Raw genomic sequence first — 26,258 nt, 5'->3', positions numbered from 1 at the left:
CCGGGCGTGGAGTGCAGGAATTGGCGCTGTCCCGATTCCTGCACGAAACAGACGGAATCCGTATGATCTGCAAAAAAGGTGGCCGCCTCAGACAGGCGACCACCAAGGAAAGCTATTCCACCAACGGGGTTACTGACCAATCCAGTCAATCGTCTGCTTGGCGTCTCGCAGGTTTTTCACCTCTCCGGCAGAGGTGGTCAATGTCAGCGCGGCGGCGGTGCTGGCGGTGGCATTCAGCAGCAGCGTCACGGTTCCGTCCGAACCTGTCATGGTTTCGTATTTGACCGTCTCATCCGGGGCAATGGTCGCGGCGATGTCTGTCGCCTTGCCGTCCACGGCCACGGAAATCACGTACACCGGGTTCTTGCCGGTGTTCTTGACTTCCCAGGTCACGGCCACACCTGCCACCGAGTTGCCGTCCTTGTCGGTGGCCAGGACCGGAATCATGACCTCGCCCACGTCGTCGCTGGCGACAGTGGGAGTGGTGCCCGCGCTGACCGGGGACGTGATCTCCACATCCTGAATCTCCACCTTGGCAACGGGGCCAGCCTGAACAGCGGGGGCGGCGGGAGCGGCAGGCGTGGCAGCCGGAGCCTGTGCCGTGGCCCCTGGTGGCAGGGCAGGAATATCTGAAACGGACATCTGGGCAGAGGCGGCGGGCAGCAGCAGGGCGGCGGTCAGGATCAGGTGGCGCATGGGGAACTCCTTTTGAAGAGGGGGCGGATCAGGGGGCAGGGTTCAGGCAGGCAGGATGTACAGGCCGTTGCTGCGGAAATCCAGGTGGATGTCGCTGCCGTTGGGCAGGATGGTGGCCTCGGAGGGTGGGGCGATCAGCACGTCTCCGGCAGAAGTTTCGATGGTGTACTCGGTCATGGCCCCCAGATACGCGCCGGAGGTGATGCGCCCCGCCAGCCCGCGCTCGCTGAACGAGATGGATTCGGGCCGCACCAGCACGCGCACGTCACCTGTGGGTGCGCCGGGTTGCGTGTAGGGCAAGAAGACATTGCCGAAGCCGAGTTTCTGCCCGTCATAGGTGCCTTGCAGCAGGTTGGCCTCGCCGACGAAATCCGCGACGAAGGCGTTGGCGGGGCGGCGGTACAGGTCTTCAGGGGTGCCGATCTGCTCAATCTTGCCCGCGCTCATGACCACCACCACGTCTGAAATTGCCAGCGCCTCGGCCTGATCGTGGGTCACGTAGACGGCGGTAATCCCCAGTTGCTGCTGGATGGCACGGATCTCGTTGCGCATCTGGCGGCGCAGCTTGGCGTCCAGGTTGGACAGCGGCTCGTCAAAGAGGAGGACTTTGGGTTTCATGACCAGCGCGCGGGCCAATGCGACGCGCTGCTGCTGCCCGCCCGACAGTTGCGACGGCGCGCGGCTGCCGTAGCCGCCCAGCCCCACCAGTTTCAGGGCTTCCTCGGCAGCCTCGGCAGCGTCGGGGCGGCGTGCGACGCGCAGGCCGTAAGCAACGTTTTCCAGCACACTCAGGTGCGGAAACAGCGCGTAGCTCTGAAACACCATCGTCACGTCGCGCTGCGCCGCCGAGAGCTGGGTCACGTCCTCGTGGTCAATGGACAGCTTGCCCTCGGTGATGGTTTCCAGTCCGGCGATCATCCGCAGGATGGTGGTCTTGCCGCAGCCCGAAGGACCTAGCAGCGTGACCAGCGTCCCGGGTTGCACCTCCAGATTGGCACTCTGGACAGCGGTGGTCTTGCCGAAGCGTTTGGTGACGCCTTCCAGCTTGACCGGGGCGGCCTGGGGGTTGGAAACGGAAGTTTGGGGGCGGGATTGGGTCGCGGTCATGGATTCCTCTTGGCAATGCAGTTCATACGTTTACCCCTGCCTTTGATCCGCCCATGCGTCCCACGCCCCAGGTCATCAGGGCAATGACGACGGCCAGCGTGAAGACCAGTAGCGCCGACAGCGCCGCCGCGTCGCCGAGTTGCCCGCGCTCCACCATGCTCAGCACCTCGCTGGTGACCACCTTGTGATCGGGGGAGATCAGGAAGATGATCTGCGAGATGGCGGTCATGGCGCGCACGAAGGCGAAGATCAGCGCCGAGATCAGCGCGGGGCGAATCAGGGGCATCACCACCCGCCACAGCGTGGTCAGGCTGCCCGCACGCAGCGTCGTGCTGGCTTCCTCCAGCGCCGGGTCAATCTGGCGCAGGTTGGCCACAGAGGAACGGATGCCCACCGGCATGTTGCGGAAGATAAAGGCGACGACCAGGATCAGCATGGTGCCGGTCATGTACGCGAAGCCGCTGTTCAGGGCCAGGATGTACCCGATGCCGATCACGGTGCCGGGCACGGCGAAGGACAGCAGCGAGCCGAGTTCGATGAAGCCGCGCCCGAAGAACTTCTGCCGCGTGATCAGGTAGGCGATCACCACGCTCAGGATCAGCACGGGCAGACTGCTGATGGCCGCGATCTTGAGGGTATTGAAGAACACGCCCAGCGATCCCACCGACAGATTGCGGATGTGTTCGGTGGTAAACGTGTTGTCAAAGCCCCACAGCTTGACCAGCGCCCCGAAGAACATGCTGCCGTACACCGCGCCCACGAACAGCACCCAGATCATGAACACGAACAGCAGGACACGCTCCAGCACGGCTGGCAACGGCGTGACCATGCCCAGCGCGGGTTTGCCCGTGATCGTGGTGAAACTGGTGCGGCCCAGCCACGCCTGCTGCGCCAGAAATGCCGAGACGCTCAGGGCCAGCAGCACCGTGCCGTACACCGACGCCTCGGCGGGATTGAACTCCACCGAGAAGTACACCTGCGTCGCCAGGAAGGAGCCGCCCATCACAAAGGGATTGCCGAAATCGGCCAGACTTTCAATGATGGTCAGCAGGAAGGCATTGGCGAGGCCGGGGCGCACCAGGGGCCAGATCACCGTTTTCAGGACATGCCAGCGGCCCGCGCCCAGGGTGACGGCAGCTTCCTCCAGCGTACCGTTCAGGCTCTGCACGACGCCTACCAGAACCAGATAAGCAATCGGAGTGTAGGCCAGCGTCTGCGCGATGCCCACGCCCAGCGGTCCCAGCAGCGCGTCGGTGTCCAAGCCCAGGATGCCGCTGGTGATCAGGCCCTGGCGGCCCAGCAGGAAAATCAGGGCGAAGCCGATCACGAAAGGCGGCGTGATGATCGGCAGCAGCGAGAAGACGCCCAGCAGCTTGCCCGCCGTGATGCGCCGCCGGGTCAGCCACCACGCCAGCCCGACTCCGGCCAGCACGCCCACTGCCTTGAACACGATGCCCAGCCCGGCAGTCTGCGGTGTGCTGGACGCCAGTGAGCCAATCGCGTACCCCGCCAGCGCCAGCGGAACAAACAGATACGGCCCGAACGGGACCCGGCTGCGCGTTCCCAGCAGCGCGAAGGCCAGCGCCAGCGCGGTGGCCGCCGTCGCCACACTGACTGCCAGCAACACGCTGTTCCGCAGCGCCCCGAAGCCGAAGTACAGCGCGGCGAAAATACCCACGCCCAGCGCCGCCAGCACGGTATTCCGCACAGTGGCCCAGACCGGACGCTTTCGCCACAGCGACAGCCCCAGCCCAGCCACTGCGCCGATGACAGTGGCGATCAGCGCCAGCGTCGCCTCACTCCGCGCCGTGGTTTCGTTCTCCAGCACGAAGAAGGCCGGGGAACTCAATACGCTGCGGAAGGCTTCCAGTGAAAATCCCGTCTCACCGAAAGCGTTTCGCAGCACCTTGTACAGCGGAAACATCACGAACAGGATCAGAAACAGGCCCACCCACAAAGTGGAACTGGCGATGAAGCGGTCTGCCTTGATGATCCCGGTATCCGACAGCGCCATGCCGGTGACCGACAGCAGCGCCAGCGCGGTGATCAGGGCGCCCAGATCGGCAGGTTCGTTCCTGAACACGATGAAAAACGCCGTGACCAGAAACCCGGTCAGCGCGGCGGCCAGCGTGGGTGGGGCGCGGGTGGCGCGGCCCAGGAAGCTCAGGGCCAGGGTGGCGACCAGAGCGGCCAGAGGCACCCACAGCACAGGCAGGGTTCCCAGCAGCCCCAGGCCACTTGGCCCGCCTGCCAGAAAGGCCCGGCCCTCACGCACCCAGGGCAGCGCGCAGAAGGCCAGCAGCCCCAGCAGCGGCCACAGCAGCAGCGCAATCTGCACTCCAGCCCGGTTCCTTTCCGAAACAGGAGGAGTTACCGCCGTGGTAATGGAAAGACCTCCTTGGTCCAGCGCGAGATGATGCGGGCGCGGGTGGCGCTGTCGCCCCATTTGCCGAAGTCGTAGTCGATCAGCTTGATCTTGTCCAGCTTGGGCGAGGCGGCGGCCACCGGGGTTTTGGCGTTGGACTGGATCTGGAAGGATTCCACCGTCGCCGCCAGTTTCTGCGTTTCAGGCTTCAGCACGAAGTCGATAAACTGCTTGCCTGCGGCGGCGTTGGGGCCGTCCGTGACCAGACTGACGCCGCCGATCTCGGTGCCCGTTCCGGCCTTGGGGGCCACGGCCCGCACCGGGAAGCCGCGCACGTTCTGCGCCACCGCGTCGTGCAGGAAGGTCACGCCCACGGCCACCTCGCCGCGCGCCGCCAGGAACGCCGCGCCGGAGCCGGGGCGGGTGTAGCCGTTGCGCGGCACATTGTTGTGGATCTTCTTCAGGAGGTCAAAAGCCTGGTCCTCACCGTAGATCTGGATCAGGGTGGTGATCATGGTGTAGGCCGTGCCGGAGGTGTTGGGGTTGGGCATGGCAACGAGGCCCTTGTACTTGGGATCGCCCAGATCCGGCCAGTCGGTGGGGGCGGGCAGGTTGCGCTTCTTGAGGACCGTGTCGTTGACCGCGAAGCCCAGTGCCCCGGTGTACAGCGGAATATAGGCGTCATTGACCTGCTTGCGCAGCGACGGGTACAACTCGTTCCACGCCTTGGGCTTGTAAAAAGTCAGCAGCTTTTCCTTAGTGCCTGCCTCGTGGACGTCCCCCGTGCCGCCGAACAGCACGTCGAAGCTGGGGTTGGCCTTCTCGGCACGCAACCGGGCCAACGACTCGCCCGCCGACAGGCGCAGGAACTTGGCCTCGCCGCCCGTTTCCTTCTTGTAAGCGTTGGCCACCACCTGGCACCAATCGGCCTGTGCGCCGCAGACGAACGTCAGGTTTCCCTGCGCGCCGGCGGTGGCCGCCGTGGCAAAAAGGGTAAGGGTCAGTAGTCGTTTCATGGAGCCTCCTGAGAGAAATGTGGCGATCTGGGAGTGCGCCGCGCTGGGCACCGGCGGCCTGGACGAAAAAAAACAATGTGGTTCGGGCCGAGTCTGCAAAGCGCCAGCGGCAAACTCAAGCTTTGGTGCATTGAGTTCACGTGTTCTCAGGACCACATTCTCAGGACGACAGAGGAACCGCTGCGGCGCGGCTTCTACAATGCGGGGCAGATGAATGGATGTTCCCGTCGGCTGTTCAGTCGCTGGCTGACCTGGCTGGGGGCGGCCTGCGTGTTCATGGCTGGGGCTGGCCGGACAGCGTCGGCTCAGACCGCAGCCCTGCCCGCCCCCACCCTGATTGAGTTCTGGCACATCTTTCCCGATGCTCCCCGCCAGCAGTGGATCCGCGAGCGCGCCGCCGAATTTCATCGCCTGCACCCCGACATTCAGGTCAGGCCGGTGGCGTATGCCAACTATCCACAGGCGTTTCAGGCCCTGGCCACCGCCGCACGCACGGGCAAAGCGCCCGCCCTGGTGCAGATCTCCGAGGCGGGCACCCAACTGGCGGTAGACAGCATGCTCTTCCGGCCACTTTCCCGCGCCGCCGCTGGGCAGCTCGGCGATTATCTGCCCGCCGTCCTGAACTATTACCGCGTGGGGGGCCAGCTTTACGGCCTGCCCTTCAACACGTCGTCTCCGGTGCTGTACGTCAACACCTCGCTGCTGAAAAAGGCTGGTCTGGCCGGGACGCGGCTTCCCGATACGCTTGAACGGCTGACGCAGACCTGCGGCGCATTGAAACGTGCAGGCAGCGCTGGCCCCTGCCTGACCTTTCCGGTGGACGCGTGGTATTTCGAACAGTGGAGCGCTCAGCAGGGGGCGCTGTGGGTCGATGGCAGCAACGGCAGGCAGAGCCGGACCACGAAGACATTCCTGATGGGAGAAGCGGTCGCGCGGCCTCTGCGCTGGCTCAGCGCGATGCAGCGGGCCGGATACTATGTCAACACCGGCAAGATCGAGGACAATGCAGGCGTCACCCAGCTCTTTCTCAAAGGTCAGATTCCCTTTCTGATGACCTCCTCGTCACGGATCGGTCAGGTGCTGTCCGGCAGCCGCCAGCGGGGATTTACCGTGCAGGTGGGCCGGATGCCTGTGCCCCAGGGAAGCCCGCGCCAGGGGCTGGTGGTCGGCGGCAGCAGCCTGTGGATCCCGCGCGAGATCACGCCGCAGAGCGCTGCCGCTGCCCAGGATTTCGCTCTCTACCTGACCAGCACGGCCAACCTGGCATCCTGGCACCATCTCAGCGGCTACGATCCTCTGCGGCAGAGCAGTGTGGACCTGCTGCGGCAACAGGGCTGGCTCCAGCCGGGTCAGGCGCATACCGTGGCCGTCGATCAGTTCCGCAGTACGCGCGCCTCACCCGCCACGGCAGGAGCGTTGTTCGGGAGCTTTTACGAGGTCCGCGCCGTGCTGCATGCTGCCATCGAACGCGTGCTGGCTGGCGCGGATGTGGCCGCCTCGCTGAAGGCGGCGCAGACCCGGGCCGACGAGATCATCCATGCCTACAATGCGCGTTTCTAGCCCCAGGTCGCTGCGCCAGCGCGCCCCGTCTGGCGCGGCGGGGCTGGCGCGGGTCTCGGTCCCCCCGGCACGCTGGCGCAGGCTGCGGATGTGGCAGCGCTTCTTTCTCAGTCAGGTCACGGTGTTCACTGCGCTGACCTTGATGCTGGCCACCGTGCAGTACACCTCCCTGACGGCGCGGACGCGTCAGGAATGCGGAAACCGTGCGCTGATGCTCTCGCGCACCGTCGCCAACACGCCCACAGTGAGAACGTATTTCGAGCGCCCGGACGTGCCGCTGCCCATCGATCCCCTGCTCCGGCGCATGCAGGCAGACATCGGAGCAGACTTTCTGGTGGTAGGCGGACCCCTGGGCATGCGTTACGCCCATCCCTTTCCGCCCGCCCTGGCGCAGCGCATCAGCACTGGAGGAGGACTGGACGACGTGCTGACCGATGGAGACCCCGTGGAAGTGGGGGTGCAGCAGTTCAGGGACTTTATCTGGGGCAAGGCGGAGGTGCGCGGCGCAGCCGGCGACGTGATTGGTCTGGTGTCCACCGGCTTTCTGCTGCCCACCGTCCAGGCTGGGATCGCGCGGGTGATGTGGGGCCTGCTGCCGTGGTACGGCCTCGGTCTGCTGTTTGCGCTGCTCAGCAGCCTATATCTGAGTGGACGGCTGCGCCGCGACCTGTTTGACCTGGAACCCGATCAGATCTCTGGCCTGATCTCACAGCATCACGCGGTCCTGACCGCCCTGCAAGACGGCGTGCTGGTGCTGGACGGCGGGCGCATCATTCTCGCCAACGCGCGGGCGCTGGCCTACCTGCGCGTCTCCGAGGTCTCGGCCTTGCCCGCCCTGCCCGAGCTGTGGCCTGAACTCCACGGGCTGCTCAGTGGTGCGGATGGGACTTCTTTTCAGGAACGGCCCAGCGAGTGGCAAAAACAACCGGTGTTGCTCACCTGTTACCCGCTCCCTGGTGGCCAGCGGCTGGTCCTGTTCCGTGGACGTGCCGAGGCCGTGCGGCTGGCCGAGGAGCTGACGCAGACCCGGCAGTACGTCGAGCTACTGCGCTCGCAGACCCACGAGTTCACCAACCGCCTGCACACCATCGCGGGCCTGATGCAGATTGGCCGTCCTGAACTCGCCCTCCAGGTGATTCAGCGCGAGGCCAGTCAGGCGCAGCAGGTCAGTGACAGTGTGGGCGGCGTCGCCCCACCGCGACTGGCGGCCCTGCTGGCCGGCAAAATTGCCCGCGCCCGCGAACTGGGCGTTCACTTGCAGGTCGACCCGGCGTCGGCGCTGGCCGACCACTGGCCGGAACCGGTCATCGACGCCTTGCTCCTGATCACCGGGAACCTGATCGAGAATGCCTTCGACGCCGTACAGGAGCAGTCCGAGCGCCGCATCACGGTCATGATCGGTGAGGATGCCGAGGGTCTGCAACTCGAGGTCCGTGACTGCGGACCGGGTGTGGACGCACAGCACTGGCAACGGCCCGGTTTTTCCACCAAGGGTCCGGGCCGTGGCCAGGGCCTGGACCTGATCCGTCAGCATCTGCTGGGTCTGGAGGGCCATCTGGACTACCTCAGAAGCTCGGGCGAGAGCGTCTTCATCGTCAGCATCCCGGCGACGGAGGGTGAACCGTGACTGCTCCAATGAGCCGCGTCATGATCGTCGAGGATGACGAACTGGTGCGCACCATTCACCGAACGCTGGTCGAGGACACGCCCGGATTCCAGGTGGTCAGCGCGGTAGGCACGCTGGCCCAGGCCGAGCAGGACCTGCGGCACCTGACCGTTGACCTCCTGATGGTGGACATCTATTTGCCAGACGGCAATGGCCTGACCTGGGCCAGTGGGCTGCCACGCACGCCCACCAGCCCAGACGTCATCATGGTCACGGCGGCCAATGATCTGCCGACTGTGCAGGCTGCGGTCCGCAGTGGGGTTCTTGATTTTCTGATCAAGCCATTTGACCGACACAGGCTTCAGGCCGCCTTTCTCCGACATGGTCAGCGCCGCGCCGTGTCCAGTCCGGCCCATCTGACCCAGTCTGGCGTGGACCGGTTGCTGCGCCATGACCCGGTCACCCATCTGCCCAAGGGCATCGACGCCGCGACCCTCGCCAGGGTGCAGCACCTTCTGGACAGCAGCCCCGCGTCCTGGAGCGCCGAGGCGGCAGGTCAGCATCTGGGCGTGAGCCGCATCACGGCGTGGCGGTATCTGGAGTACCTCGTGGTCCTCTACTTCGCCGCTGTCGACGTGCAGTATCAGCCCACCGGCAGGCCACTGAAACTGTACCGCCGGGCGCGCACGCCACTCTGAGCGCATGTTTTAAAAGCACCCGGGTCAGCGCGTCACGGATCAGCACGGACTCCGATTACGTCGATGAAAATAGGACCAGCCAGTTCTCGGAATTCCGTCCGGCTCCAACACCCCGCTGGCAGCTCCTGAGCCATTGTACGGCGCAAATGCTACGGCGCAGAGCGCAGTCTTTTGCATTTTTGACCGAAGACAAGAACGAAATTGAAGGAAGGCAGGTGTACTGCGATTTCATATGGCTCATACCAACTCCGATTGAACAGTATTGAAAACACCTGGAAATCCGAATGAAGTGAGCAGGGGAAAAACGTGTTCCGAGCATGGAGTGCGGGAAGCGGCGCTGTCCCGATTTCTGCCGCGTTATAGACGGAATCCGTCTCAGACACGCCCCAGCGTGTGGCTAACTTTGCGGTAGCCCTGGCTCTCAAAATTGACTTTTCCTTCATTTTCGCCCTAGCATGCGCCCACGCGGTTAATCGTCTCCGGTGAGGGTCTGGACCGCTGCCCAGTGGCCTTCGGTGTGCTTTGGGCGGTGGCAGTTTCCCATGTCTTCGACTCAGGATGCATGCACAACCGGAGGACGCCTTGACGGACCACGCGCTGGTAGACGACGCCCTGACTCCTCACGACAGCTTTCCTTTTGATCCCCGCTTTGCGCCCACGCACCCGCCCCTGAGCGCCCATGAAGCGGCGGTGGAGGCCAACCGCTGCCTGTACTGTTACGACGCACCGTGCATTCAGGCCTGTCCCACCCACATCGACATCCCCACGTTCATTCGTAAAATTGCCACCGACAACCTGCGTGGCAGTGCGCGCGTCATTCTGGAATCCAATTTTCTGGGTGGCACCTGCGCCCGTGTATGCCCCGTCGAGGAACTGTGCGAGGGCGCATGCGTGCTGAACGCCGAGGAAAAGCCGATTGCGATTGGGCGTCTGCAACGGCATGCGGTAGACCATGTGCAGGGGCGCGGCTTGCAGATGTTTACAGCGGGTCCAGCAACGGGCCGCAAGGTGGCCGTCGTCGGCAGTGGTCCCGCTGGCCTGAGTGTCAGCGCCGAGCTTGCCAAGCTGGGCCACGCGGTCACGCTGCTAGAAAAGCGTGAACTGGGCGGCGGCCTCAGCACCTACGGAATCATCGTTCTACGCGAACCCGTGGACGTTTCCTTGCAGGAGGTAGAGGCTGTACGGGCGCTGGGCGTGACGGTGGAAACTGGGCGCGAGCTGACGGATCAAGCCGGACTGGACGCCCTCCTGAGCGAATACGACGCCGTGTTTCTGGGTCTGGGTCTGGGCGCGGTCCCAGCAATGGGCATTCCCGGCGAGCAACACCTGATCGACGGCCTTCAGTACATCGAGGACAGCAAGATTTCTCCCGACAGCTTGCCAGATGCCGAAACCGTCGTGGTGATCGGCGCAGGCAACACCGCCATCGACGCAGCCACCATTGCCCGGCGGCGCGGCGCGGACGTGACCATGCTGTACCGCCGCACCGATTCCGAGATGACTGCTTACCGCCACGAGTACGAATTCGCACTGTCAGAGGGCATCCAGTACCGCTTTCTGACCCAGCCGGTGCGGGTGATCTCGGATGGAGGCAAGGTCACGGGCGTGGAGTGCGTGAAAATGGTGCTGGGCGTGCCGGACACAGGCGGACGGCCCAGCCCGCGTCCTCTTCCAGGCAGCGAATTCATCGTTCCCTGCGACGCCGTCATCAAGGCCATTGGGCAGGAAAAGCCTGTGCTGGCAACCGAACTGGGCTTGGACGTTGCGGGAGGTTATATCGTCGTCAACCACGACATGCAGACCAGTCTGCCGCGCGTGTATGCCGGGGGCGATTGCGTGCGCCTGCGCGGCACCGCCAGCACCGTGATGGCCGTACAGGACGGCAAATACGCCGCCGTCGCTATTCACCAGCAACTTTCTCAAACCCAGGAGGCTCCACATGGCTGACCTCTCCGTCAATTTTGCGGGCATCCGCGCGCCCAATCCGTTCTGGCTGGCCTCCGCGCCGCCCACCAACAGCGGGGCGCAGATTCACCGCGCCTTTGAACACGGCTGGGGCGGGGCTGTGTGGAAGACCATCGGCGCTCCCGTGCTGAACATCAGCAACCGCTACGGCGGCCTGACCATCGGCGGGCAACGGCTGCTGGCGATCAACAATGTGGAACTGATCAGTGACCGCCCGCTGGACGTGAATCTGCGCGAAATTGCCGAGATCAAGCGGCTGTGGCCGGACCGCGCCGTGATCGTGAGCGCGATGGTGGACGCCTCGCCCGAAGCGTGGCACGAGATCGTCATGATGATCGAGGACACTGGGGCAGACGGCATAGAACTCAATTACGGCTGCCCCCAGGGCATGAGCGAACGCGGCATGGGCGCAGCCGTCGGTCAGGTGCCGGAGATGTGCGAGCTGAACACGCACTGGGTCACATCCATTACCAAACTTCCAGTCATCGTTAAGCTGACCCCGAACGTCACACACATCACCGAACCCGCACACGCGGCGATTGCGGGTGGGGCGCACGCGCTGAGCCTGATCAACACCATCAACTCAGTCATGAGCGTTGATCTGGACACCCTGCAAATCACGCCCAACATCGGCGGGCGCGGCACCCACGGCGGCTACGCGGGGCCAGCCGTCAAGCCGATTGCCCTGAATATGCTGACCGAGCTGCTGACCGACGAGGGCGTGCTGAGAAGTGGTGTGCCGATCTGCGGTATGGGCGGCATCGTGACGTGGAAGGACGCCGCTGAATTCCTGCTGCTGGGCGCGGGGGCCGTACAGGTCTGCACCGCCGCCATGCACTACGGCTACCGCATCGTGGAGGACATGATCGACGGCCTGTCCAACTGGATGGACGACAAGGGTTTTGCCACGATTGCCGACGTGTCGGGCCGGGCGCTGCCGCAGATGAGCAGCTTTGGGCAACTGGACCTGGGGTATCAGGCGGTGGCGCGGATTGACCCCGACAAGTGCATTCAGTGCGACCTGTGTTACGTGGCCTGCAACGACACCGCGCACCAGTGCATCGATCTGGTGGCCGGGAACGGCGTGCGGGTGGACCCCGGCTACGACGTGCGCGTCAACGGCAGGGCGGTGGCTGACACCCGCCCGATGCCAGTGGTCCGCGAACCCGATTGCGTGGGCTGCGCGCTGTGCGCCAACGTCTGCCCGGTGGACGGCTGCATCACGATGGTGGGGGTGCCCAGCACCCAGGAAAATATCAGTTGGGACGCCCTGACCGCCCAGCGCCCCGAGATCGCCACCAGTTGGGACGCCATGATGGCCTACCGCAAGGAGCAGGGCATAGAGATTCACTAGAATGGGGTCAGTTCCAATTCAGCCATAAAGGGGTGAAATGATGACCGCAGCGAAAATTCGGATTGACAGTGAAGGGCGCGTGCAAACGGACGCCGAAACGCTGGAAATCCTGAAGAACCGAGAGTTTGAGTTGCAGGCCAACGGTCACATCGTCCCACTGACGCCCCGGCCCCGGCGCTTGCATGAGATTGAGGATGTGGGCGAGCGGATGGCGGCGTTTGACCACTTCGTTGCCAGTATCGCCAGGACAACTGGCGTAAGCTGGCCTGCCGATTATGATGTCAGAGACGATATCTACGACTGATGCGCGTTTTATTGGATACGAACATTGCATTGAGACTGGTCAATACCAGCGATTCAGACCATGCCGTGATGACCGCAGCAGTGCGTCAGCTTTATGGCAGTAGGCATGAACTTTTCGTGGTGCCGCAGTGCATCTACGAAATGTGGGCAGTGATGACTCGGCCCGCTGGAGCAGCCAACGGATTCGGCCTTTCGCCCGCAGATGTGGCGCTGGGAATGGACCGCTTCCTGGCACGTGTTCCTCTGCTCGCCGATTCCCCCGAAATTTTCCCCTACTGGCTGACCCTGGTGACCCAACATCAGGTTTCAGGCAAGCCCACACATGACGCCCGCCTCGCTGCTGCTTTGCAAGTTCATGGTCTGGATGCAATCCTGACCAGAAACGTCGCTGATTTTAAACGCTTCGGCATTCAAGTGATTAATCCCGCCGATCTTCCCGAAGGAGGCTCCACCCTATGACCCTGCTCATCAAGAACGGCGAGATCGTCACGGCAGAACGGCAGTACAGGGCGGACATTCTGGTGGAAGGCGAAACGATTTCGCTGATCGGCGAGAATCTGATCGCGCCGGATGATGCAGAAATCATAGATGCAGAGGGAAAATATATCTTCCCCGGCTTTATCGATCCGCATGTGCATATCCACCTGCCGTTCATGGGCACTTTTGCCAAAGACACGCACACCACGGGCAGTCAGGCCGCGTTGATTGGCGGCACCACCACCTTTATTGAAATGCTGGCCCCCGCCGGAAGCGATGAGTTGCGGGACGGCTGGAAGACCTGGTCCGAGATGGCTGCCGGAAACAGCGCCTGCGATTACACCTTTCACATCGGCGTGACGCGCTGGGACGCTGGAACCGAGCAGACGTTACGGGAACTGGTGGCAGACGGCATGACCTCCTTCAAGGTCTTTCTGGCCTATAAGGGCGCATTCGGCATTGAGGACGCAGCCCTTTTCAACACCTTGACACTGGCAAAGGAACTGGGCGTGGTGGTCACGGCCCACTGCGAGAATGCCGAGCTGGTCTCGCAGCTCCAAAGCAAATTGCTGGCAGAGGGCAAGACCGGCTCCGAGTGGCATGAACCCAGCCGCCCCGAACAGGTGGAAGCCGACGGAACCGCGCATTTCGCCACCTTTCTGGAGATGACGGGGGCCGAGGGCTACGTGGTTCACCTGTCCAACGCGAAGTCCTTGAAAGCCACGCTGGACGCCCGCAGACGCGGCGTAAACATTCACATTGAGTCCGTGATTCCCCATTTTCTGCTGGACAAAACGTATGCCGAACGCCCCGGCGTGGAGGGCGCAAAATACGTGATGAGTCCGCCCCTGCGCGACAAATCCAATCAAGGGGCGCTGTGGCAGGCGCTGAAAGACGGCGACATAGACACGGTTGCCACCGATCACTGCCCCTTTGACGTGGAGCAAAAGCATATGGGGGACGACAATTTCACCCGTATTCCCAACGGCATCCCGGCCATCGAGGACCGCGTGAACCTGCTGTACACCTACGGCGTCAGCCGGGGCAATCTGAGCCTGAGCCGTTTTGTGGATGCCGCCAGCACCCGCGCGGCGCAGATTTTTGGGCTGTACCCGAAGAAAGGCGCGGTTGAGGTGGGTTCGGACGCCGATCTGGTGATCTACGATCCAGCGTACCGGGGCAAGATCAGCGCGGCCACATCGCACGTCAACAACGATTACAGCGGCTTTGAGGGCTTTGAGATTGACGGGCGGCCCAGCGTGGTCACAGTGCGCGGGCAGGTGGCGGTGCGGGACGGCCAGTTCGTGGGCGAGGCGGGGCGCGGACAGTTGCTGCGGCGTCAGCCCAGGCAGACTCTAGAACCTAGCAAGAATCTAACTTCTGCCGGGGATCGGGGTTGACCGCCACCGCCCCAGCGCCTACCGTGCGCGACATGGGCCAGCCTGCCGTTCACCTCAAAGACCTCAACATGGTTTTTCGTGGCGCGCAGGGCGATACCGTGGCCCTCAAGGACGCGAATCTGGACATCGCGCAGGGCGAGTTCATCAGCCTGATCGGCCCCAGCGGTTGCGGCAAGACCACACTGCTGCGGCTGATGGCGGACCTGATCAAACCGACGGGCGGGGAGTTGCTGGTAGGCGGTAAATCACCCGCCCAGGCCCGGCAGGAACGCGCCTACGGCTACGTGTTTCAGGCCCCGGCGCTGCTGGAATGGCGTACGGTCCTCAACAACGTCTTACTGCCGCTGGATGTGATGAACACCCCCAAGGCCACCCGGCAGGCCCGCGCCCACGAAATGCTGAAACTTGTTGGCCTGGAGGGCTTCGCGGGGCGTTATCCGTGGCAGCTTTCGGGCGGAATGCAGCAGCGCGTCAGCATTGCCCGCGCCCTGGCTTTTGACCCCAATCTGCTGCTGATGGACGAGCCGTTCGGCGCGCTGGACGAGATCACGCGTGAACACCTGAACGGCGAATTGCTGCGGCTGTGGCAGGAAACGGGAAAAACGGGGGGGTTCGTGACCCACGGCATTTCCGAAGCGGTGTTTCTGAGTACGCGCGTCGTGGTCATGACCTCGCGGCCCGGCAAGATCGAGGGCGTGGTGGACATCGACCTGCCGTACCCGCGCAACGTGGAAACCCGCGAGAGTCCGCGTTTCTTTGAGCTGGCGACAAAGGTGCGCGAACTGCTGCGCCGGGGGCACGGGTTTGACGCGGATGATTAAGGCACGGCGTCCCGTGATGGCCGGAAGCATCGGCCCCATGATCATCGTGGCCGTCATCGCGCTGGCGCTGTACTGGCCGCTGATGCTGTGGGTCAATGCGGGCGCGGCGCAGCGCAGTCTGGACAACGGCGCGGAACTGGGCTGCGCCACGGCCATTGCCTGTGCCACCCAGCTTCGCAATCCGGTGTTGCCCGCCCCCGCCCAACTGGGTAGCAGCCTGCGAACCATGAGCCTGCCACCGCTGGCCCCCACCAGCGTGCCGTACAACACCCTGATCACGGCAGGGGAGACCATCGTGGGCCTGCTGATCGCCTCGGTGCTGGGCATTCTCTTGGCGGTGGGGCTGGTGGGCAGCCGGGCCTTTGAGCGGGTCACACTGCCGTGGCTGATCGCCTCGCAGACCGTTCCCGTCATTGCTCTCGCCCCTATGCTGGCGGTGGTGCTGGGGCAATACGGCGTGCAGGGCTGGCTGCCCAAAGCGCTGATCGCCGCCTACATCGCCTTCTTTCCAGTGGCGGTGGGTGTGGCAGCAGGGTTACGCAGCCCCGATCCCATGCAGGAAGATCTGCTGATCACCTACCGCGCATCGGGCTGGCAGACGTTCTGGACATTGCGGCTGCCCGCCAGCCTGCCCTTTCTGTTCACCTCGCTGAAGGTGGCGGCCACCGCCGCGCTGATCGGCAGCATCGTGGCGGAGATCAGCACCATCAGTTTTTCTGGCCTGGGCAAGATGCTGGCCGAGAATTCGCGGGCCAGTGACACGCTGGCGCTATGGGTCATCATGCTGTACGGCGCGGGCCTGGGCATTGCGCTGGTGGCCGTGCTGGGCTTGATTGAGAGGCTGGTGACCCCGTGGCGAGCCGGACAGTCGCGCTAAGCGGGGGGAAATCGGGCAGGCTGCCAGGGCTGGGGTGGCTGGCCTTCGCGCTGGGTGTGGGGCTGCTGCTGGCCGCTGTCTGGAATGTCTGGAACTTCCCACTGGACGGCGTGCCGCCCGCCCGCAAGGCGCTGAGCCTGGGCCTGATCGTGCTGGGGCTGGGAACGGGCATTTACGGTCTGGCGACGCTGGCCCGCCGCATGACTGGGGTGATTCCCGCCCTGCTGGCCGCGCTGCTGACACTGATCACGGTGGAGGGGCTGCTGCGCGCTTACGGCGTGCCGCCCGGCCTGATCCCCACACCCACGCGCGTCGTCACCGCGCTGTACAACTCACGCACCGTGCTGCTGGGCGACGCCCGCGTGACCTTCGTGCAGGAGGCGCTGCTGGGCTATCTGGCGGGGGTGGGGGCGGGCATTCTGGTTGCTCTGGCCGCCGTGCGTTTCCCGTTTCTGGAACGTGGGGCGCTGCCTTACGCCGGACTGTTTGCCAGCATTCCCATCGTGGCGCTGGCCCCGGTGATCGTCAAGGCGTTCGGGCTGGAATGGCCCAGCAAGGCGATCATCGTGGGCATCACGGTTTTCTTTCCGGTGGTGGTCAACGTGGTGCGGGGCCTTCAGAGTGCCAATCCGCTGCTGCTGGACCTGATGCAGACCTACGCGGTTACGCCCGCCGCCTCTTTCCGCCTCGTGCGGGTGCCGGGTGCGCTGCCGTTCCTGTTCAATGCCCTGAAAATCGGTTCCACGCTGGCGCTGATCGGCGCGATTGTCGGTGAATTCTTCGGCACCACCGGGCAGGGGCTGGGCTTCCGTATCCAGATCGAGGCGGGCCGATTCAATCTGGATATCGTGTGGGCCGCCATCGTGATCGCCTCGGTGCTGGGCATCGCTTTTTACGGAGTCATCTCGTGGCTGGAAGCCCGGTTCACAGGCTGGCACGCGAGCCGACGACAACCTAGGTAGGCCGCTGAAGACTGTATCTCTCCAACTTTTTCCCATCTACTGCGCCCCGCGCGCCCGGAGGAACACCATGAAGAAAAACGTCCTGACCGCCCTGACCGCCGCCCTCGTCGCCTCAGCCCTGGGTTCGGCGGGCGCGGCCAATGTTCCGGTGAAAATGCAGCTCAAGTGGTTTCCACAGGCGCAGTTCGCAGGATTTTTCGTGGCGCAGGCCAAGGGTTTTTACAAGGCCGAGGGCCTGGACGTGACCTTGCTGCCCATCGGGGACCAGTCTCCCATTCAGACGGTGGCGACGGGAGCCGCCGACTTCGGGACCACCTGGATCACGGACCTGTTGACCGCCCGGCAGCAGGGCCTGCCCGTGGTGCATATCGCGCAACTGTTCCAGAAGAGTGGCTACACCCTTGTGGCGCTGAAAAGCAGCAACCTGACCGATCCCAAGCAGTTCTCAGGCAAGCGCGTCGGCGTGTGGCCCAGTGGCAACGAATATCCGGCGGTGGCGCTGCTCAAGAAGTACGGCCTGACCACCAGCCTGGACAGCACCGTGTCCAATCCCAGCGTGCAGGCCGTCACCTATCCCTTTGACCCCAGCCTCGTTTTCCCCGACAAGGTGGATCTGGTATCCGCCATGACCTACAACGAGATTGACCAGATCGTGGGCTTGGGCTACTCGCTGGACAAGCTCAAGATCTTCAACACCAGCGATTACGGCGTCAACCTGCTGGAAGACCTGATGTTCACCACGCAGAAAACGCTGGACAATAAAAACTTCAAGAACAGCGGCATGAGCGGGGAGGAGGTGGCCGCCAGACTTGTTCGCGCCACCATCAAGGGCTGGAATTACGCGGTGGCCAACCAGAAGGAGGCCGTCCAGACCGTGCTGATCAACTGCGGCAACACCTGCAAGGGTTCGGGCACACGCGCCAGCGCTGCCGGGCACCAGACCTGGCAGATGACCGAGGTGGCCAAGCTGTACCGGGCCGGACAGACCCTCAAGGGCAACGCTGGGCTGTTGGACAGGGCCACTTACGACGCCAACGTGAAGCAATTGATGGATCTGGGCATCCTGAAATCTGCCCCCAGCGCCGGGGCCGTGAATTACAAGGTGTGGGAGATGGCGACGGGCAAGAAAGCGAAGTAAGTTCCAGGGCAGGGCCACAGGGACGCACCTCCAGCCCTGTGGCCCTTTCCCATCCGTGGGCGTAGGCTAGGCGGCATGCCCACGATCTGTCCCGAATACCTGCCACACGCTCTCTTTCAGATCGGCGGGGCCGCATGACATCCTGGCCCGTGCAGGAAGGCGTGTTCGAGTTGGGCGACTGGAACGCCGAGCGCGGCGGCGTCATCCGGGACGCCCGACTGGCGTGGCAGACCCACGGCACGCTCAACGCGGCGCGCGACAACGTGATCGTGTACCCGTGCAGCTACACAGCCACGCATGACGGACAGAACTGGCTGATCGGGCCAGACGGCATTCTGGACCCGGAACAGTGGTTCATCGTCATTCCCGACATGTTCTCCAACGGCCTGTCGTCGGGCGCGGCCAATACGCCGGACTACCCGGCAGTCGTGACCGTGCGCGACAACGTGCTGGCGCAGGAGCGGCTGCTGCGCGAGGTCTTCGGGGTCACGCATCTGGCCGCTGCCTACGGCTTCTCGATGGGGGCCATGCAGGCGTATCACTGGGCCGCACTGTTCCCTTCGCGGGTGGAACGTGCCTTTGTGGTGTGTGGCAGCGCCCGGACTGCCCCCCATAACAAGGTGTTCCTGTCGGGCCTGCTGCGAACGCTGGAGGCCGCGCCGGAGTACGTGGGCGGCGGCCAGTTCAGCGCCGTGCCACACGCCTCGCTGCGGGCCTTCGGACACATCTACGCAGGCTGGGGTCTGAGCCAGGATTTCTACCGCCAGGACCTGTTTCGCACCGTGCTGGGTGCGCCCGATCTGGAAACCTACCTGCAAACCGACTGGGAGGCGAGTTTTGGTGCCCGCGACGCCGCCAACCTGTATGCCCAGGCGCTGACGTGGTCTCACGGAGACATCAGCGCCAATGACCTCTACGGCGGTGACCTCGCGGCAGCGCTGGGGGCCATTCAGGCGCGGGTGCTGCTGCTGCCCAGCGAGACCGATCTGTATTTCCGGGTGGCCGACAACGCCGCCGAACTGGAATGGCTGAAGCGCGGCGAGTTGCGGCCCATCGCGTCGGTGTGGGGCCACCGGGCAGGCAGCCCCGCCGGACTGACGGAAGAACTGGCCTTTTTAAAGGCGGCGGTGCGCGGCGCACTGGCCGAATAGCGCACTGGCCAAAAAGCACACTGGCCGAAGAGTCGCCCTGCCCCGGCTTTTTCGCTAAGGTAGACCATGACCCTCAATCCAAGGCGAACCCTGGACGAACTCAAGGCCCTGCGCGAACTGACCGGCGACGCGGATGGGGCGCAGCGGGTGGCCTTTACAGACGTGTGGGTGGCGGCCCGCAAATTCCTGACCGATAAACTCGCCGATTTGCCGGTGGAGGTCCACACCGACGCGGCGGGCAACCTGTGGGCCACACTGAAGGGCGAGTCTGACAAAGAGTTGCTGATCGGCGGCCACCTCGACAGCGTGCCGAACGGTGGCTGGCTGGACGGCTGCCTGAATACGCTGGCGGGTCTGGAAGTGCTGCGCCGCCTGTCGGCGGGGGGCAAACCTCCTGTGACGGTCCGGCTGGTGGACTGGGCCGACGAGGAAGGCGCACGCTTTGGCCGCAGCCTGTACGGGTCCAGCGCGGCGGGCGGCAACATCGACCTTGCCGAGATGCGGAAGCTCAAAGACCGTGACGGCATCGGGCTGGAGGAAGCGTTGGAGCGGGTGGGCATCACGCTGGCCGACGCCCCCAATGCCCGCGAGGAACTGAAGAACGCCGCCGCTTACCTGGAACTGCACATCGAGCAGGGGCCAGTGCTGGAGGGAATGAAATTGCCGCTGGGCGCAGTCCTGGGCACCTTCGGCGTGGAACGGCACACCATCACCTTTCACGGGCAGGCCGCGCATTCGGGCAGCACGCCCATGAACGTGCGCCGCGACGCCTTCCGCGCCGCCGGGCAGTTCTCGCAGGAGATTTACGCCATAGCCGAGCGGCACAGCGGCGTCTGCACGGTGGGCAGTTGCAAGACGCTGCCCGGCATCGTGACCAGCGTGGTGGAAACCTGCGAGATCACGCTGGATCAGCGCAATTTAGAAGCTGGCAGGCTCGCAGCCATGTGGCAGGACGCTCAGGACGCGGCGAAGAAATTTGCGGAGGAAGGCGGCTGCACCGTCACGTTCGGCGACCTGTGGAACATCGAGCCGATCCTGTTTCACCCGGAGCTGATCGAAGCGGCGGACGCCTCGATCCTGGACACCGTGCCGCACAGCCACCGCCTGCCCAGCGGCCCCCTCCACGACGCGGCAGAGGTGGCCCGCGCGGGCGTTCCCACCGTCATGCTGTTTGTCCAGAGCCTGCGCGGCATCAGCCACAACAAGATCGAGGACACGGAGGAAGAACACATCCTGCAAAGCGTGGAGGCGCTGGATAAGCTGACGGACCGGGCGATGGCGTGGGTGGAACAGCACGGCTGAACCTCCGCTTCCACCTTGGGCCACCAAACGCACACAGGGAAAAGGAGAGTTTGGCCAGCGCCAGGGCAGCCACGCCCACGGTTCCTGGCACATCCGTTCTGCGGTGCGAATCCCGGCAGGGTCTCTACTGCGGTCAACACGGCCCGCAGTGAACCTGTACGTCGCGAAGAGGGGAACAGGACAAACGGTGGCCAGGCAGCGGCAGCCCACCACAACTTCAACTATGCAAACCCCTTTGAAAAACAGAGTATGATGTAGCAGTCAGGTCAAGCGGACTCCCGCTGTCCACTCCCATCTTTGACACACATACTTTGACCCACAGGAGCGCACCACATGCAGATTGGAATTGACAGTTTTGCCGCCGTGGTCTCGGACCCGCAGACGGGTGAGACGCTGGGCGCAGCAGACCGGCTGAATAACCTGCTGGAAGAGATCGAGACCGCAGACCACGCCGGGATCGACGTTTTCGGCATCGGGGAACACCACCGCCCGGAATATCTGGATTCCGCACCCGCCCTGATTCTGGCGGCGGCGGCGGCCAGAACGCAGCGCATTCGCCTGACCAGCGCTGTGACAGTCCTGAGCGCCAACGATCCAGTGCGGATCTTTCAGGAGTTTGCCACGCTGGATCTGCTGTCACGGGGCCGGGCAGAACTGGTGGTGGGCCGGGGGTCGTTCGTGGAGGCTTACCCACTGTTCGGGCTGGCCCTGGAGGACTACGATTCGCTGTTTGCCGAGAAACTGGAATTGCTGCTCAGGATCAGGGATGAGAGCCACGTTCACTGGTCCGGCCAGCACCGCGCCGCGCTGACCGGGCAGGGCATCTACCCCCGGCCCTTGCAGGAGAAATTACCCATCTGGCTGGGCGTGGGCGGCACTCCAGCCTCCTTCGTTCGCGCGGGCACGCTGGGGCTGCCACTGATGGTGGCCATCATCGGCGGCGAATTCCGGCAATTCCGGCCCCTGATCGATCTGTACCGCCGCGCCGGGCAGCAGGCTGGATTCACGCCCGAGCAGCTTCAGGTGGGCGTCCACGCCTTCGGTTTTGTGGGGGAAACCCCGGAAGCGGCCAGGGACGCCTTCTGGCCAGGGCATCAGCGGCTGTTCTCGGCCATCGGGCAGGAGCGCGGCTGGCGGCCACCCACACGCGAACAGTTCGACGCGACCTGTGGGCCGATGGGGGCCTACCTGATCGGCGACGTGCAGACCGTGGCCCAGAAGGCGCTGGACATGGACCGGATGCTGGGCGGCCTGTCACGCCTGACCTTCCAGATGACCAACGTGCTGATGCCACACGCCGAGATGCTGCGCGGCATCGAGCGGCTGGGAACGCAGGTGATGCCGCTGCTTCGCGGGCAGCAGACACTGGCCGAATCCTGAGCTGTGGTTGCCGGGAAGGATCTTGTCACCCCCCAGGGGCAGCCGTGTGATGTTTTAAACAGGCGGTCAACCCTGAATTCAGTAATCTGAGCCACATGAGATCCCATGTTGTCTACCCTGGTCATGGGTTTCTCAGAAGATGACCGTCGAGATCGACCTGTCTGCCCAGTTGGGCCAGAAGCCTGAGCTGGACCTCCAGACCGTGGTGCTGCTGGCCCAGTCGGCAGATGACGTCTTTGAACGGTGCGTGACCCTGGCGCTGCAAAAGACGAGGGCGACCACTGTGGTGATCGTGCTGCACTGTGCCGAGTTCGACGAGCTGAGGGTGGTGGCCGCCGCAGGACAGCGTGCGGCTGCCGCCACCGGACGCCGCCTGCCCAGAGGCCAGGGCCTGGGCTGGCATGTGCTGGCGACCTCGGCCCCGTATCTGGTAGAGGAAGCCTTCAGTCACACGGAGGCGCACTTTGTGGCGGGGCGGCCCCGCTCGGGCATGTACCTGGGGGTGCCGCTGCTGGATCCAGAGGGTCAGGTGCTGGGCGTGCTGTCTGCCGACACCACCGACAGCGACGAGGTGCTGGGCACGGCAGATGCGCGGCTGCTGCTGTTGCTGGGGCAGGCGGCGGGGGTGGCGTACAGCCGCTGGAAGGCCCTTGAGGACGCGCAGCGCAGCGCCAGGCAGTATCAGCAACTCGCGTACCTGTCGGCCCGGCTTGAAACCCTGGCGCGTCCTGACGACATTGCGCGTGAGGCGCTGAAGATGCTCCTGGCCCTGAGCGAATTCGACATCGGGGCCATGATGACGGTGGATGAAGACGGTCTGGCCCATCTGAGCATGATTCAGGGCGACGAGGACGCGTCCAGCACCCTCGCCGCAGCCCTGGCGAACATGAACGAGCCGCGCGGACTGGTCGCGCAGGTCATCGCTGGCAACCGCAGCGCCGCGATCTCGGATTACCATGCGCACCCGGATTCACCGCCGGAACTGAAGCGTGTGCGCTCCATCCTGGCCGCGCCGCTTCGCAGCGGCACGCGCATCGTGGGGGTCATCGGCCTCCTGAAGCTGGACACGCCGCACCTGATCCCGGCGGAGCTGGCGGCGCTGCTGGACATGGTGGCGGCGCGGGTGGACCGGGCACAGGAGCGGATCAGCACCTTCGACCAGATGCGGCAGATGAGAGAGGCTGCCCTGCGCGCTGTGGGCCGCGTCCTGGAAGGCCGGGACGGCGAGACCTTCGGACACACCGACCGCGTGACGGCCCTGTCCCTGCGCCTGGGCCGGATCCTGGGGCTGGACGACGCGCAGTTACAGCACCTGCGCTGGGGCGCGTACCTGCACGACATCGGCAAGGTGACGCTGGGCGACGACATCCTGCGGAAACCGGGGCCGCTGACCCCGCAGGAGCGTGCGCTGATGCAAAAACATGTGGTCCTCGGCGATCATATGCTGCGCGAGGAGATCTTCGTGCCGCGTGAGGTGCGGGCCATCGTGCGCTCCCACCATGAACGCTGGGACGGCGCGGGCTACCCCGACGGCCTGAGCGGCGAGACGATTCCCCTGCTGGCGCGTATTTTCAGTGTTGTGGACGTTTACGACGCCCTGATCAGCAAACGCCCGTACAAGCCCGCCTGGACCCACGCGCAGGCCCTGGACGAGTTGCGGCGGGGGGCCGGCAGTCAGTTCGATCCCCATGCGCTGGCCTGCTTCGAGACGTTGTTCGGCCACGATAGAGACGAGCATGACGGATAACGACACGGCAGATCAGCCACTGGCGGGGCAGCCACGCGGCCCAGAAGTCAGCAGCCCAGATTCCAGCAGCGCGGGAACCTCGGCGCTCCGGGACGAGCTACACGCCTTGCAGGTCCGGGGAGCTGATCCTGACAGCACGGCGGCCATGAAATTCCTGGCGTACCGCGACGCGGCTTACCTCGCTCTGGATCTCAGGGATCTCAAGGCAGCGATGGAGCATGCCCTGAACTGCCTGCTCTGGGCGCGGGCCAGCGGAGACGGACGCTTGCAGGTCAAGGCCCATGTGACGCTGGCGCTGGCCATGATGCAAACCTACGACGATGCGGGCGCGCAGCGTGAATTCGGGGCGGCGCTCACGCTGGCAGAGGCGATTGCCGACGCCCGTGGGGTGGCGCTGGTGGCGATCAACACCTCGCATTTTGAGCTGGAACGGCGCAACTACCCCCAGGCCGCACAACAGCTCCTGAAACTCCTGCACGCCCCAGCCATCTGGGCGCTACTAGAAACCGGTACACAGGACACACGGCAGCTCTGGGAGATCTTCCATATCAATTTCGTGGTCTCCGCCTCGGAAACACTGCTGGCCGGCACTGCCTCCGCCAGCGGCGCAGTCAATCGACCCGAGATAGAACGCCAACTGGCCGTTTCTGCCGCGCTGCTGGCCGTCAGACTGGAGGACCGGCACGCCCTGAGTCTGCTTGAAACGGCGGCGCTGCTCGACGCCCTGGTCCGCCACACGCTGTGGACTGGCGAACTGACCGTCGCCCGCACGCTGGCCGACGAACACGTCCAGCTTACGAGCAACGCAGACTTTCCGCTGCTGTATGGCCGGGCGCTGCTGGACCGCAGCCGCGTGTCCGCCCGGATCGGGGATCTGGAAAACGCGATTCTGGACGCCGGGCAGGCCGTCGGCTATTTCCATGAGGCCGCCTCGGAATTGTGGGAGGCCCGCTCCAGGGAACAACTGGCCGCCATCTACGCCCGCGCAGGACGCTACCGCGAGGCTTACGAGACCCAGCAGGAGGTGACCCAGGGGGTGGAGAACCTGTACCGGGATTACCACCAGCAGCGCGCCCTGGTCCGGCAGATCGCGCAGCAGGCGCGCGAGGCGGAGGTGCGCGCCGAGGCCCTGGCCGAGGCGGCGCTGCGCGATCCGCTGACCGGCGCACCCAACCGCACGCGGGCCATGCAGGTGCTGGCCGACCTGCATACCCGCGCCCGGCAGGACCGCCCGAGTGCGGTGGCCCTGCTCGACCTCGACCTGTTCAAGCGCGTGAACGACACCTTCGGACACCTGGTCGGGGACGCGGTGCTGACAGGGGTGACCCGCCTGCTCAGCGCCGAGTTGCGCGACCAGGACCTGCTGGCCCGTCTGGGCGGCGAGGAGTTCATCGTGATCCTGCCAGACGTGACGGCCCAGCAGGCGGAGACGGTCTGCCTGCGGCTGCGCGACTCGCTGCAAAGCGCGTCCTGGGAAACGCTGGCTCCTGGCCTGATGACCACGGGCAGTTTCGGGGTGGCCGTGCTGGACGGTGGACAGGACATCACCAGCGTCCTGATGAACGCCGATCAGGCGCTGTACGCCGCAAAGGCCGCTGGCAGAAACGCGGTTAGGGTAACGGCGAAACATGCTGACATCACCCGGAAAATGCAGCCCTACCTGTGATACGGATTCCGTTTGTTTCGTGCAGGAATCGGGATAGCGCCGATCCCTCCACTCCACGCCCGGAACCCGTTTTTCTCTCCCTCGCTCTGCTCGGATTTCCAGGCGTTTTCAACACCTTTCAATCAGAGTCCATGTAATACGGCTTTCCCAGGTCAGTCCCGTCGCCGGTAGTCAGGGGGCCTGCGTGATAGGCGAAGGCGCAGTCAGCTCAGGCCAGAGACCTGCTGTCCCGGACCTGTCGCCCTCCAATAATTATCCTCCACACGCAGGCTTTTATCTTGACTGAGTACAAGCAAAAAAATGGGCGATAAGGGAGTGTGCAAATTCCTGTCAGCCCGCTGCCTTTTCTCACCCAAATTCCAGACTGGCGCGACCTACAACGAATCACGTATCCGTGGGAAGCCCTCTGGGCGCTCATCCTCACGGGTTTGATCAGTGGGCCTGAGAATATCCTGGCTCTTTCCGACTGGCTCCATGCCCACCGAACGACGCTTATTCAGCGGCTCAGCTTGCCGGGGGTACCCCGGCAAGCCACGCTCTACCGCTTTTTCTGGAATCTCGATCTCCATCCTGGAGAACTTCAGACTGCCCTGCTCACCTGGGTCAAGGCATGTCATCCAGATCTCGATGCAGAACGTCTGGTCTTGCTGGCAGGCGATGGCAAAGT

At 64.3% G+C, this 26,258-nt stretch carries 22 protein-coding genes; 18 read left to right on the top strand and 4 right to left on the bottom strand.

The genetic code is table 11. From position 1 onward, the window contains the following. Positions 1-129: 129 nt before the first annotated feature. From BOO71_RS07520 to BOO71_RS07505, 4 genes are read right to left on the bottom strand one after another with little or no spacing between them, the layout of a single operon-like run. Positions 130-696, bottom strand: a complete 567-nt coding sequence (locus BOO71_RS07520) for a hypothetical protein (protein WP_075831326.1) — start codon at positions 694-696, stop codon at positions 130-132. A gap of 42 nt (positions 697-738) precedes the next feature. After that, the gene (locus tag BOO71_RS07515) at positions 739-1,803 is read right to left on the bottom strand and encodes an ABC transporter ATP-binding protein (protein ID WP_083653191.1); all 1,065 of its coding nucleotides are present in this window, start codon (positions 1,801-1,803) and stop codon (positions 739-741) included. A gap of 22 nt (positions 1,804-1,825) precedes the next feature. Then, the gene (locus BOO71_RS07510; protein ID WP_075831325.1) at positions 1,826-4,141 is read right to left on the bottom strand and encodes an ABC transporter permease; all 2,316 of its coding nucleotides are present in this window, start codon (positions 4,139-4,141) and stop codon (positions 1,826-1,828) included. Between the two features lie 32 nt (positions 4,142-4,173). Continuing rightward, positions 4,174-5,184 (bottom strand): ABC transporter substrate-binding protein, encoded by a 1,011-nt coding sequence (locus tag BOO71_RS07505; RefSeq protein ID WP_075831324.1) that lies wholly within the window; start codon positions 5,182-5,184, stop codon positions 4,174-4,176. Positions 5,185-5,394: 210 nt separating this feature from the next. On the opposite strand from BOO71_RS07505, the gene BOO71_RS07500 reads away from it, so the two are divergent. The 18 genes from BOO71_RS07500 to BOO71_RS07415 form a co-directional block, all read left to right on the top strand. Continuing rightward, a complete protein-coding gene (locus BOO71_RS07500; RefSeq protein ID WP_175607391.1) occupies positions 5,395-6,744 on the top strand; it encodes an extracellular solute-binding protein in 1,350 nt (449 codons plus the stop codon). After that, positions 6,722-8,371, top strand: coding sequence for a sensor histidine kinase (locus BOO71_RS07495; protein WP_217694858.1), 1,650 nt, complete (start codon positions 6,722-6,724; stop codon positions 8,369-8,371). The genes BOO71_RS07500 and BOO71_RS07495 overlap by 23 nt, the downstream gene beginning before the upstream one ends. Further along, on the top strand, positions 8,368-9,048 hold the full coding sequence (locus BOO71_RS07490; protein WP_139322821.1) for a response regulator: 681 nt from the start codon (positions 8,368-8,370) through the stop codon (positions 9,046-9,048). The genes BOO71_RS07495 and BOO71_RS07490 overlap by 4 nt, the downstream gene beginning before the upstream one ends. 582 nt (positions 9,049-9,630) lie before the next feature. Continuing rightward, positions 9,631-10,995 carry an NAD(P)-dependent oxidoreductase gene (locus tag BOO71_RS07485; protein WP_254843077.1) on the top strand — a complete coding sequence of 455 codons (1,365 nt, stop codon included), beginning with the start codon at positions 9,631-9,633 and terminating at the stop codon, positions 10,993-10,995. Then, positions 10,988-12,367 carry an NAD-dependent dihydropyrimidine dehydrogenase subunit PreA gene (gene preA, locus BOO71_RS07480; protein ID WP_075831322.1) on the top strand — a complete coding sequence of 460 codons (1,380 nt, stop codon included), beginning with the start codon at positions 10,988-10,990 and terminating at the stop codon, positions 12,365-12,367. The genes BOO71_RS07485 and preA overlap by 8 nt, the downstream gene beginning before the upstream one ends. A 40-nt stretch (positions 12,368-12,407) precedes the next feature. Then, positions 12,408-12,671: a hypothetical protein gene (locus BOO71_RS07475; RefSeq protein WP_139322820.1), complete on the top strand. Its 264-nt coding sequence runs from the start codon at positions 12,408-12,410 to the stop codon at positions 12,669-12,671. Next, the gene (locus tag BOO71_RS07470) at positions 12,671-13,129 is read left to right on the top strand and encodes a type II toxin-antitoxin system VapC family toxin (RefSeq protein WP_075831320.1); all 459 of its coding nucleotides are present in this window, start codon (positions 12,671-12,673) and stop codon (positions 13,127-13,129) included. The genes BOO71_RS07475 and BOO71_RS07470 overlap by 1 nt, the downstream gene beginning before the upstream one ends. Then, complete coding sequence (hydA, locus tag BOO71_RS07465; RefSeq protein WP_075831319.1) at positions 13,126-14,547, top strand: dihydropyrimidinase; 1,422 nt, start codon at positions 13,126-13,128, stop codon at positions 14,545-14,547. Before BOO71_RS07470 ends, hydA begins: the two co-directional genes overlap by 4 nt. Continuing rightward, the gene (locus tag BOO71_RS07460; protein ID WP_254843076.1) at positions 14,544-15,368 is read left to right on the top strand and encodes an ABC transporter ATP-binding protein; all 825 of its coding nucleotides are present in this window, start codon (positions 14,544-14,546) and stop codon (positions 15,366-15,368) included. Before hydA ends, BOO71_RS07460 begins: the two co-directional genes overlap by 4 nt. After that, positions 15,361-16,245, top strand: a complete 885-nt coding sequence (locus BOO71_RS07455; RefSeq protein ID WP_254843079.1) for an ABC transporter permease — start codon at positions 15,361-15,363, stop codon at positions 16,243-16,245. The genes BOO71_RS07460 and BOO71_RS07455 overlap by 8 nt, the downstream gene beginning before the upstream one ends. Further along, the gene (locus tag BOO71_RS07450; RefSeq protein WP_083653180.1) at positions 16,221-17,207 is read left to right on the top strand and encodes an ABC transporter permease; all 987 of its coding nucleotides are present in this window, start codon (positions 16,221-16,223) and stop codon (positions 17,205-17,207) included. Before BOO71_RS07455 ends, BOO71_RS07450 begins: the two co-directional genes overlap by 25 nt. 67 nt (positions 17,208-17,274) lie before the next feature. After that, entirely contained in the window at positions 17,275-18,345 is a 1,071-nt protein-coding gene (locus BOO71_RS07445) for an ABC transporter substrate-binding protein (RefSeq protein WP_075831318.1), read from the top strand. Between the two features lie 134 nt (positions 18,346-18,479). Further along, positions 18,480-19,496, top strand: a complete 1,017-nt coding sequence (locus tag BOO71_RS07440) for an alpha/beta fold hydrolase (protein WP_075831317.1) — start codon at positions 18,480-18,482, stop codon at positions 19,494-19,496. Between the two features lie 66 nt (positions 19,497-19,562). Next, positions 19,563-20,798, top strand: coding sequence for a hydantoinase/carbamoylase family amidase (locus tag BOO71_RS07435; protein ID WP_075831316.1), 1,236 nt, complete (start codon positions 19,563-19,565; stop codon positions 20,796-20,798). Positions 20,799-21,131: 333 nt separating this feature from the next. Further along, on the top strand, positions 21,132-22,178 hold the full coding sequence (locus BOO71_RS07430; protein ID WP_075831315.1) for an Atu2307/SP_0267 family LLM class monooxygenase: 1,047 nt from the start codon (positions 21,132-21,134) through the stop codon (positions 22,176-22,178). A 139-nt stretch (positions 22,179-22,317) separates the two neighbouring features. Then, the gene (locus tag BOO71_RS07425; protein WP_083653178.1) at positions 22,318-23,925 is read left to right on the top strand and encodes a GAF and HD-GYP domain-containing protein; all 1,608 of its coding nucleotides are present in this window, start codon (positions 22,318-22,320) and stop codon (positions 23,923-23,925) included. Further along, a complete protein-coding gene (locus BOO71_RS07420; RefSeq protein ID WP_139322819.1) occupies positions 23,915-25,591 on the top strand; it encodes a GGDEF domain-containing protein in 1,677 nt (558 codons plus the stop codon). Before BOO71_RS07425 ends, BOO71_RS07420 begins: the two co-directional genes overlap by 11 nt. A gap of 317 nt (positions 25,592-25,908) precedes the next feature. Next, positions 25,909-26,258 (top strand): transposase family protein (locus BOO71_RS07415; protein WP_139322818.1); only part of this gene is annotated, 350 nt, incomplete at its 3' end.

Origin of the sequence: Deinococcus marmoris (assembly GCF_001949125.1) — a bacterium.
In the GTDB taxonomy this organism is placed as follows: domain Bacteria; phylum Deinococcota; class Deinococci; order Deinococcales; family Deinococcaceae; genus Deinococcus; species Deinococcus marmoris_A.
The sequence above is the reverse complement of the archived record's forward strand: the minus strand, read 5'-3'. Positions and strand labels throughout refer to the sequence as shown.

What these genes read in the sequence shown, in the direction of transcription:
- BOO71_RS07520 (WP_075831326.1), bottom strand. Translation starts at nt 696, where the DNA reads ATGCGCCACCTGATCCTGACCGCCGCCCTGCTGCTGCCCGCCGCCTCT.
- BOO71_RS07515 (WP_083653191.1), bottom strand. Translation starts at nt 1,803, where the DNA reads ATGACCGCGACCCAATCCCGCCCCCAAACTTCCGTTTCCAACCCCCAG.
- BOO71_RS07505 (WP_075831324.1), bottom strand. Translation starts at nt 5,184, where the DNA reads ATGAAACGACTACTGACCCTTACCCTTTTTGCCACGGCGGCCACCGCC.
- BOO71_RS07500 (WP_175607391.1), top strand. Translation starts at nt 5,395, where the DNA reads ATGAATGGATGTTCCCGTCGGCTGTTCAGTCGCTGGCTGACCTGGCTG.
- BOO71_RS07495 (WP_217694858.1), top strand. Translation starts at nt 6,722, where the DNA reads ATGCCTACAATGCGCGTTTCTAGCCCCAGGTCGCTGCGCCAGCGCGCC.
- preA (WP_075831322.1), top strand. Translation starts at nt 10,988, where the DNA reads ATGGCTGACCTCTCCGTCAATTTTGCGGGCATCCGCGCGCCCAATCCG.
- BOO71_RS07475 (WP_139322820.1), top strand. Translation starts at nt 12,408, where the DNA reads ATGACCGCAGCGAAAATTCGGATTGACAGTGAAGGGCGCGTGCAAACG.
- BOO71_RS07470 (WP_075831320.1), top strand. Translation starts at nt 12,671, where the DNA reads ATGCGCGTTTTATTGGATACGAACATTGCATTGAGACTGGTCAATACC.
- hydA (WP_075831319.1), top strand. Translation starts at nt 13,126, where the DNA reads ATGACCCTGCTCATCAAGAACGGCGAGATCGTCACGGCAGAACGGCAG.
- BOO71_RS07455 (WP_254843079.1), top strand. Translation starts at nt 15,361, where the DNA reads ATGATTAAGGCACGGCGTCCCGTGATGGCCGGAAGCATCGGCCCCATG.
- BOO71_RS07445 (WP_075831318.1), top strand. Translation starts at nt 17,275, where the DNA reads ATGAAGAAAAACGTCCTGACCGCCCTGACCGCCGCCCTCGTCGCCTCA.
- BOO71_RS07440 (WP_075831317.1), top strand. Translation starts at nt 18,480, where the DNA reads ATGACATCCTGGCCCGTGCAGGAAGGCGTGTTCGAGTTGGGCGACTGG.
- BOO71_RS07435 (WP_075831316.1), top strand. Translation starts at nt 19,563, where the DNA reads ATGACCCTCAATCCAAGGCGAACCCTGGACGAACTCAAGGCCCTGCGC.
- BOO71_RS07430 (WP_075831315.1), top strand. Translation starts at nt 21,132, where the DNA reads ATGCAGATTGGAATTGACAGTTTTGCCGCCGTGGTCTCGGACCCGCAG.
- BOO71_RS07425 (WP_083653178.1), top strand. Translation starts at nt 22,318, where the DNA reads ATGACCGTCGAGATCGACCTGTCTGCCCAGTTGGGCCAGAAGCCTGAG.
- BOO71_RS07420 (WP_139322819.1), top strand. Translation starts at nt 23,915, where the DNA reads ATGACGGATAACGACACGGCAGATCAGCCACTGGCGGGGCAGCCACGC.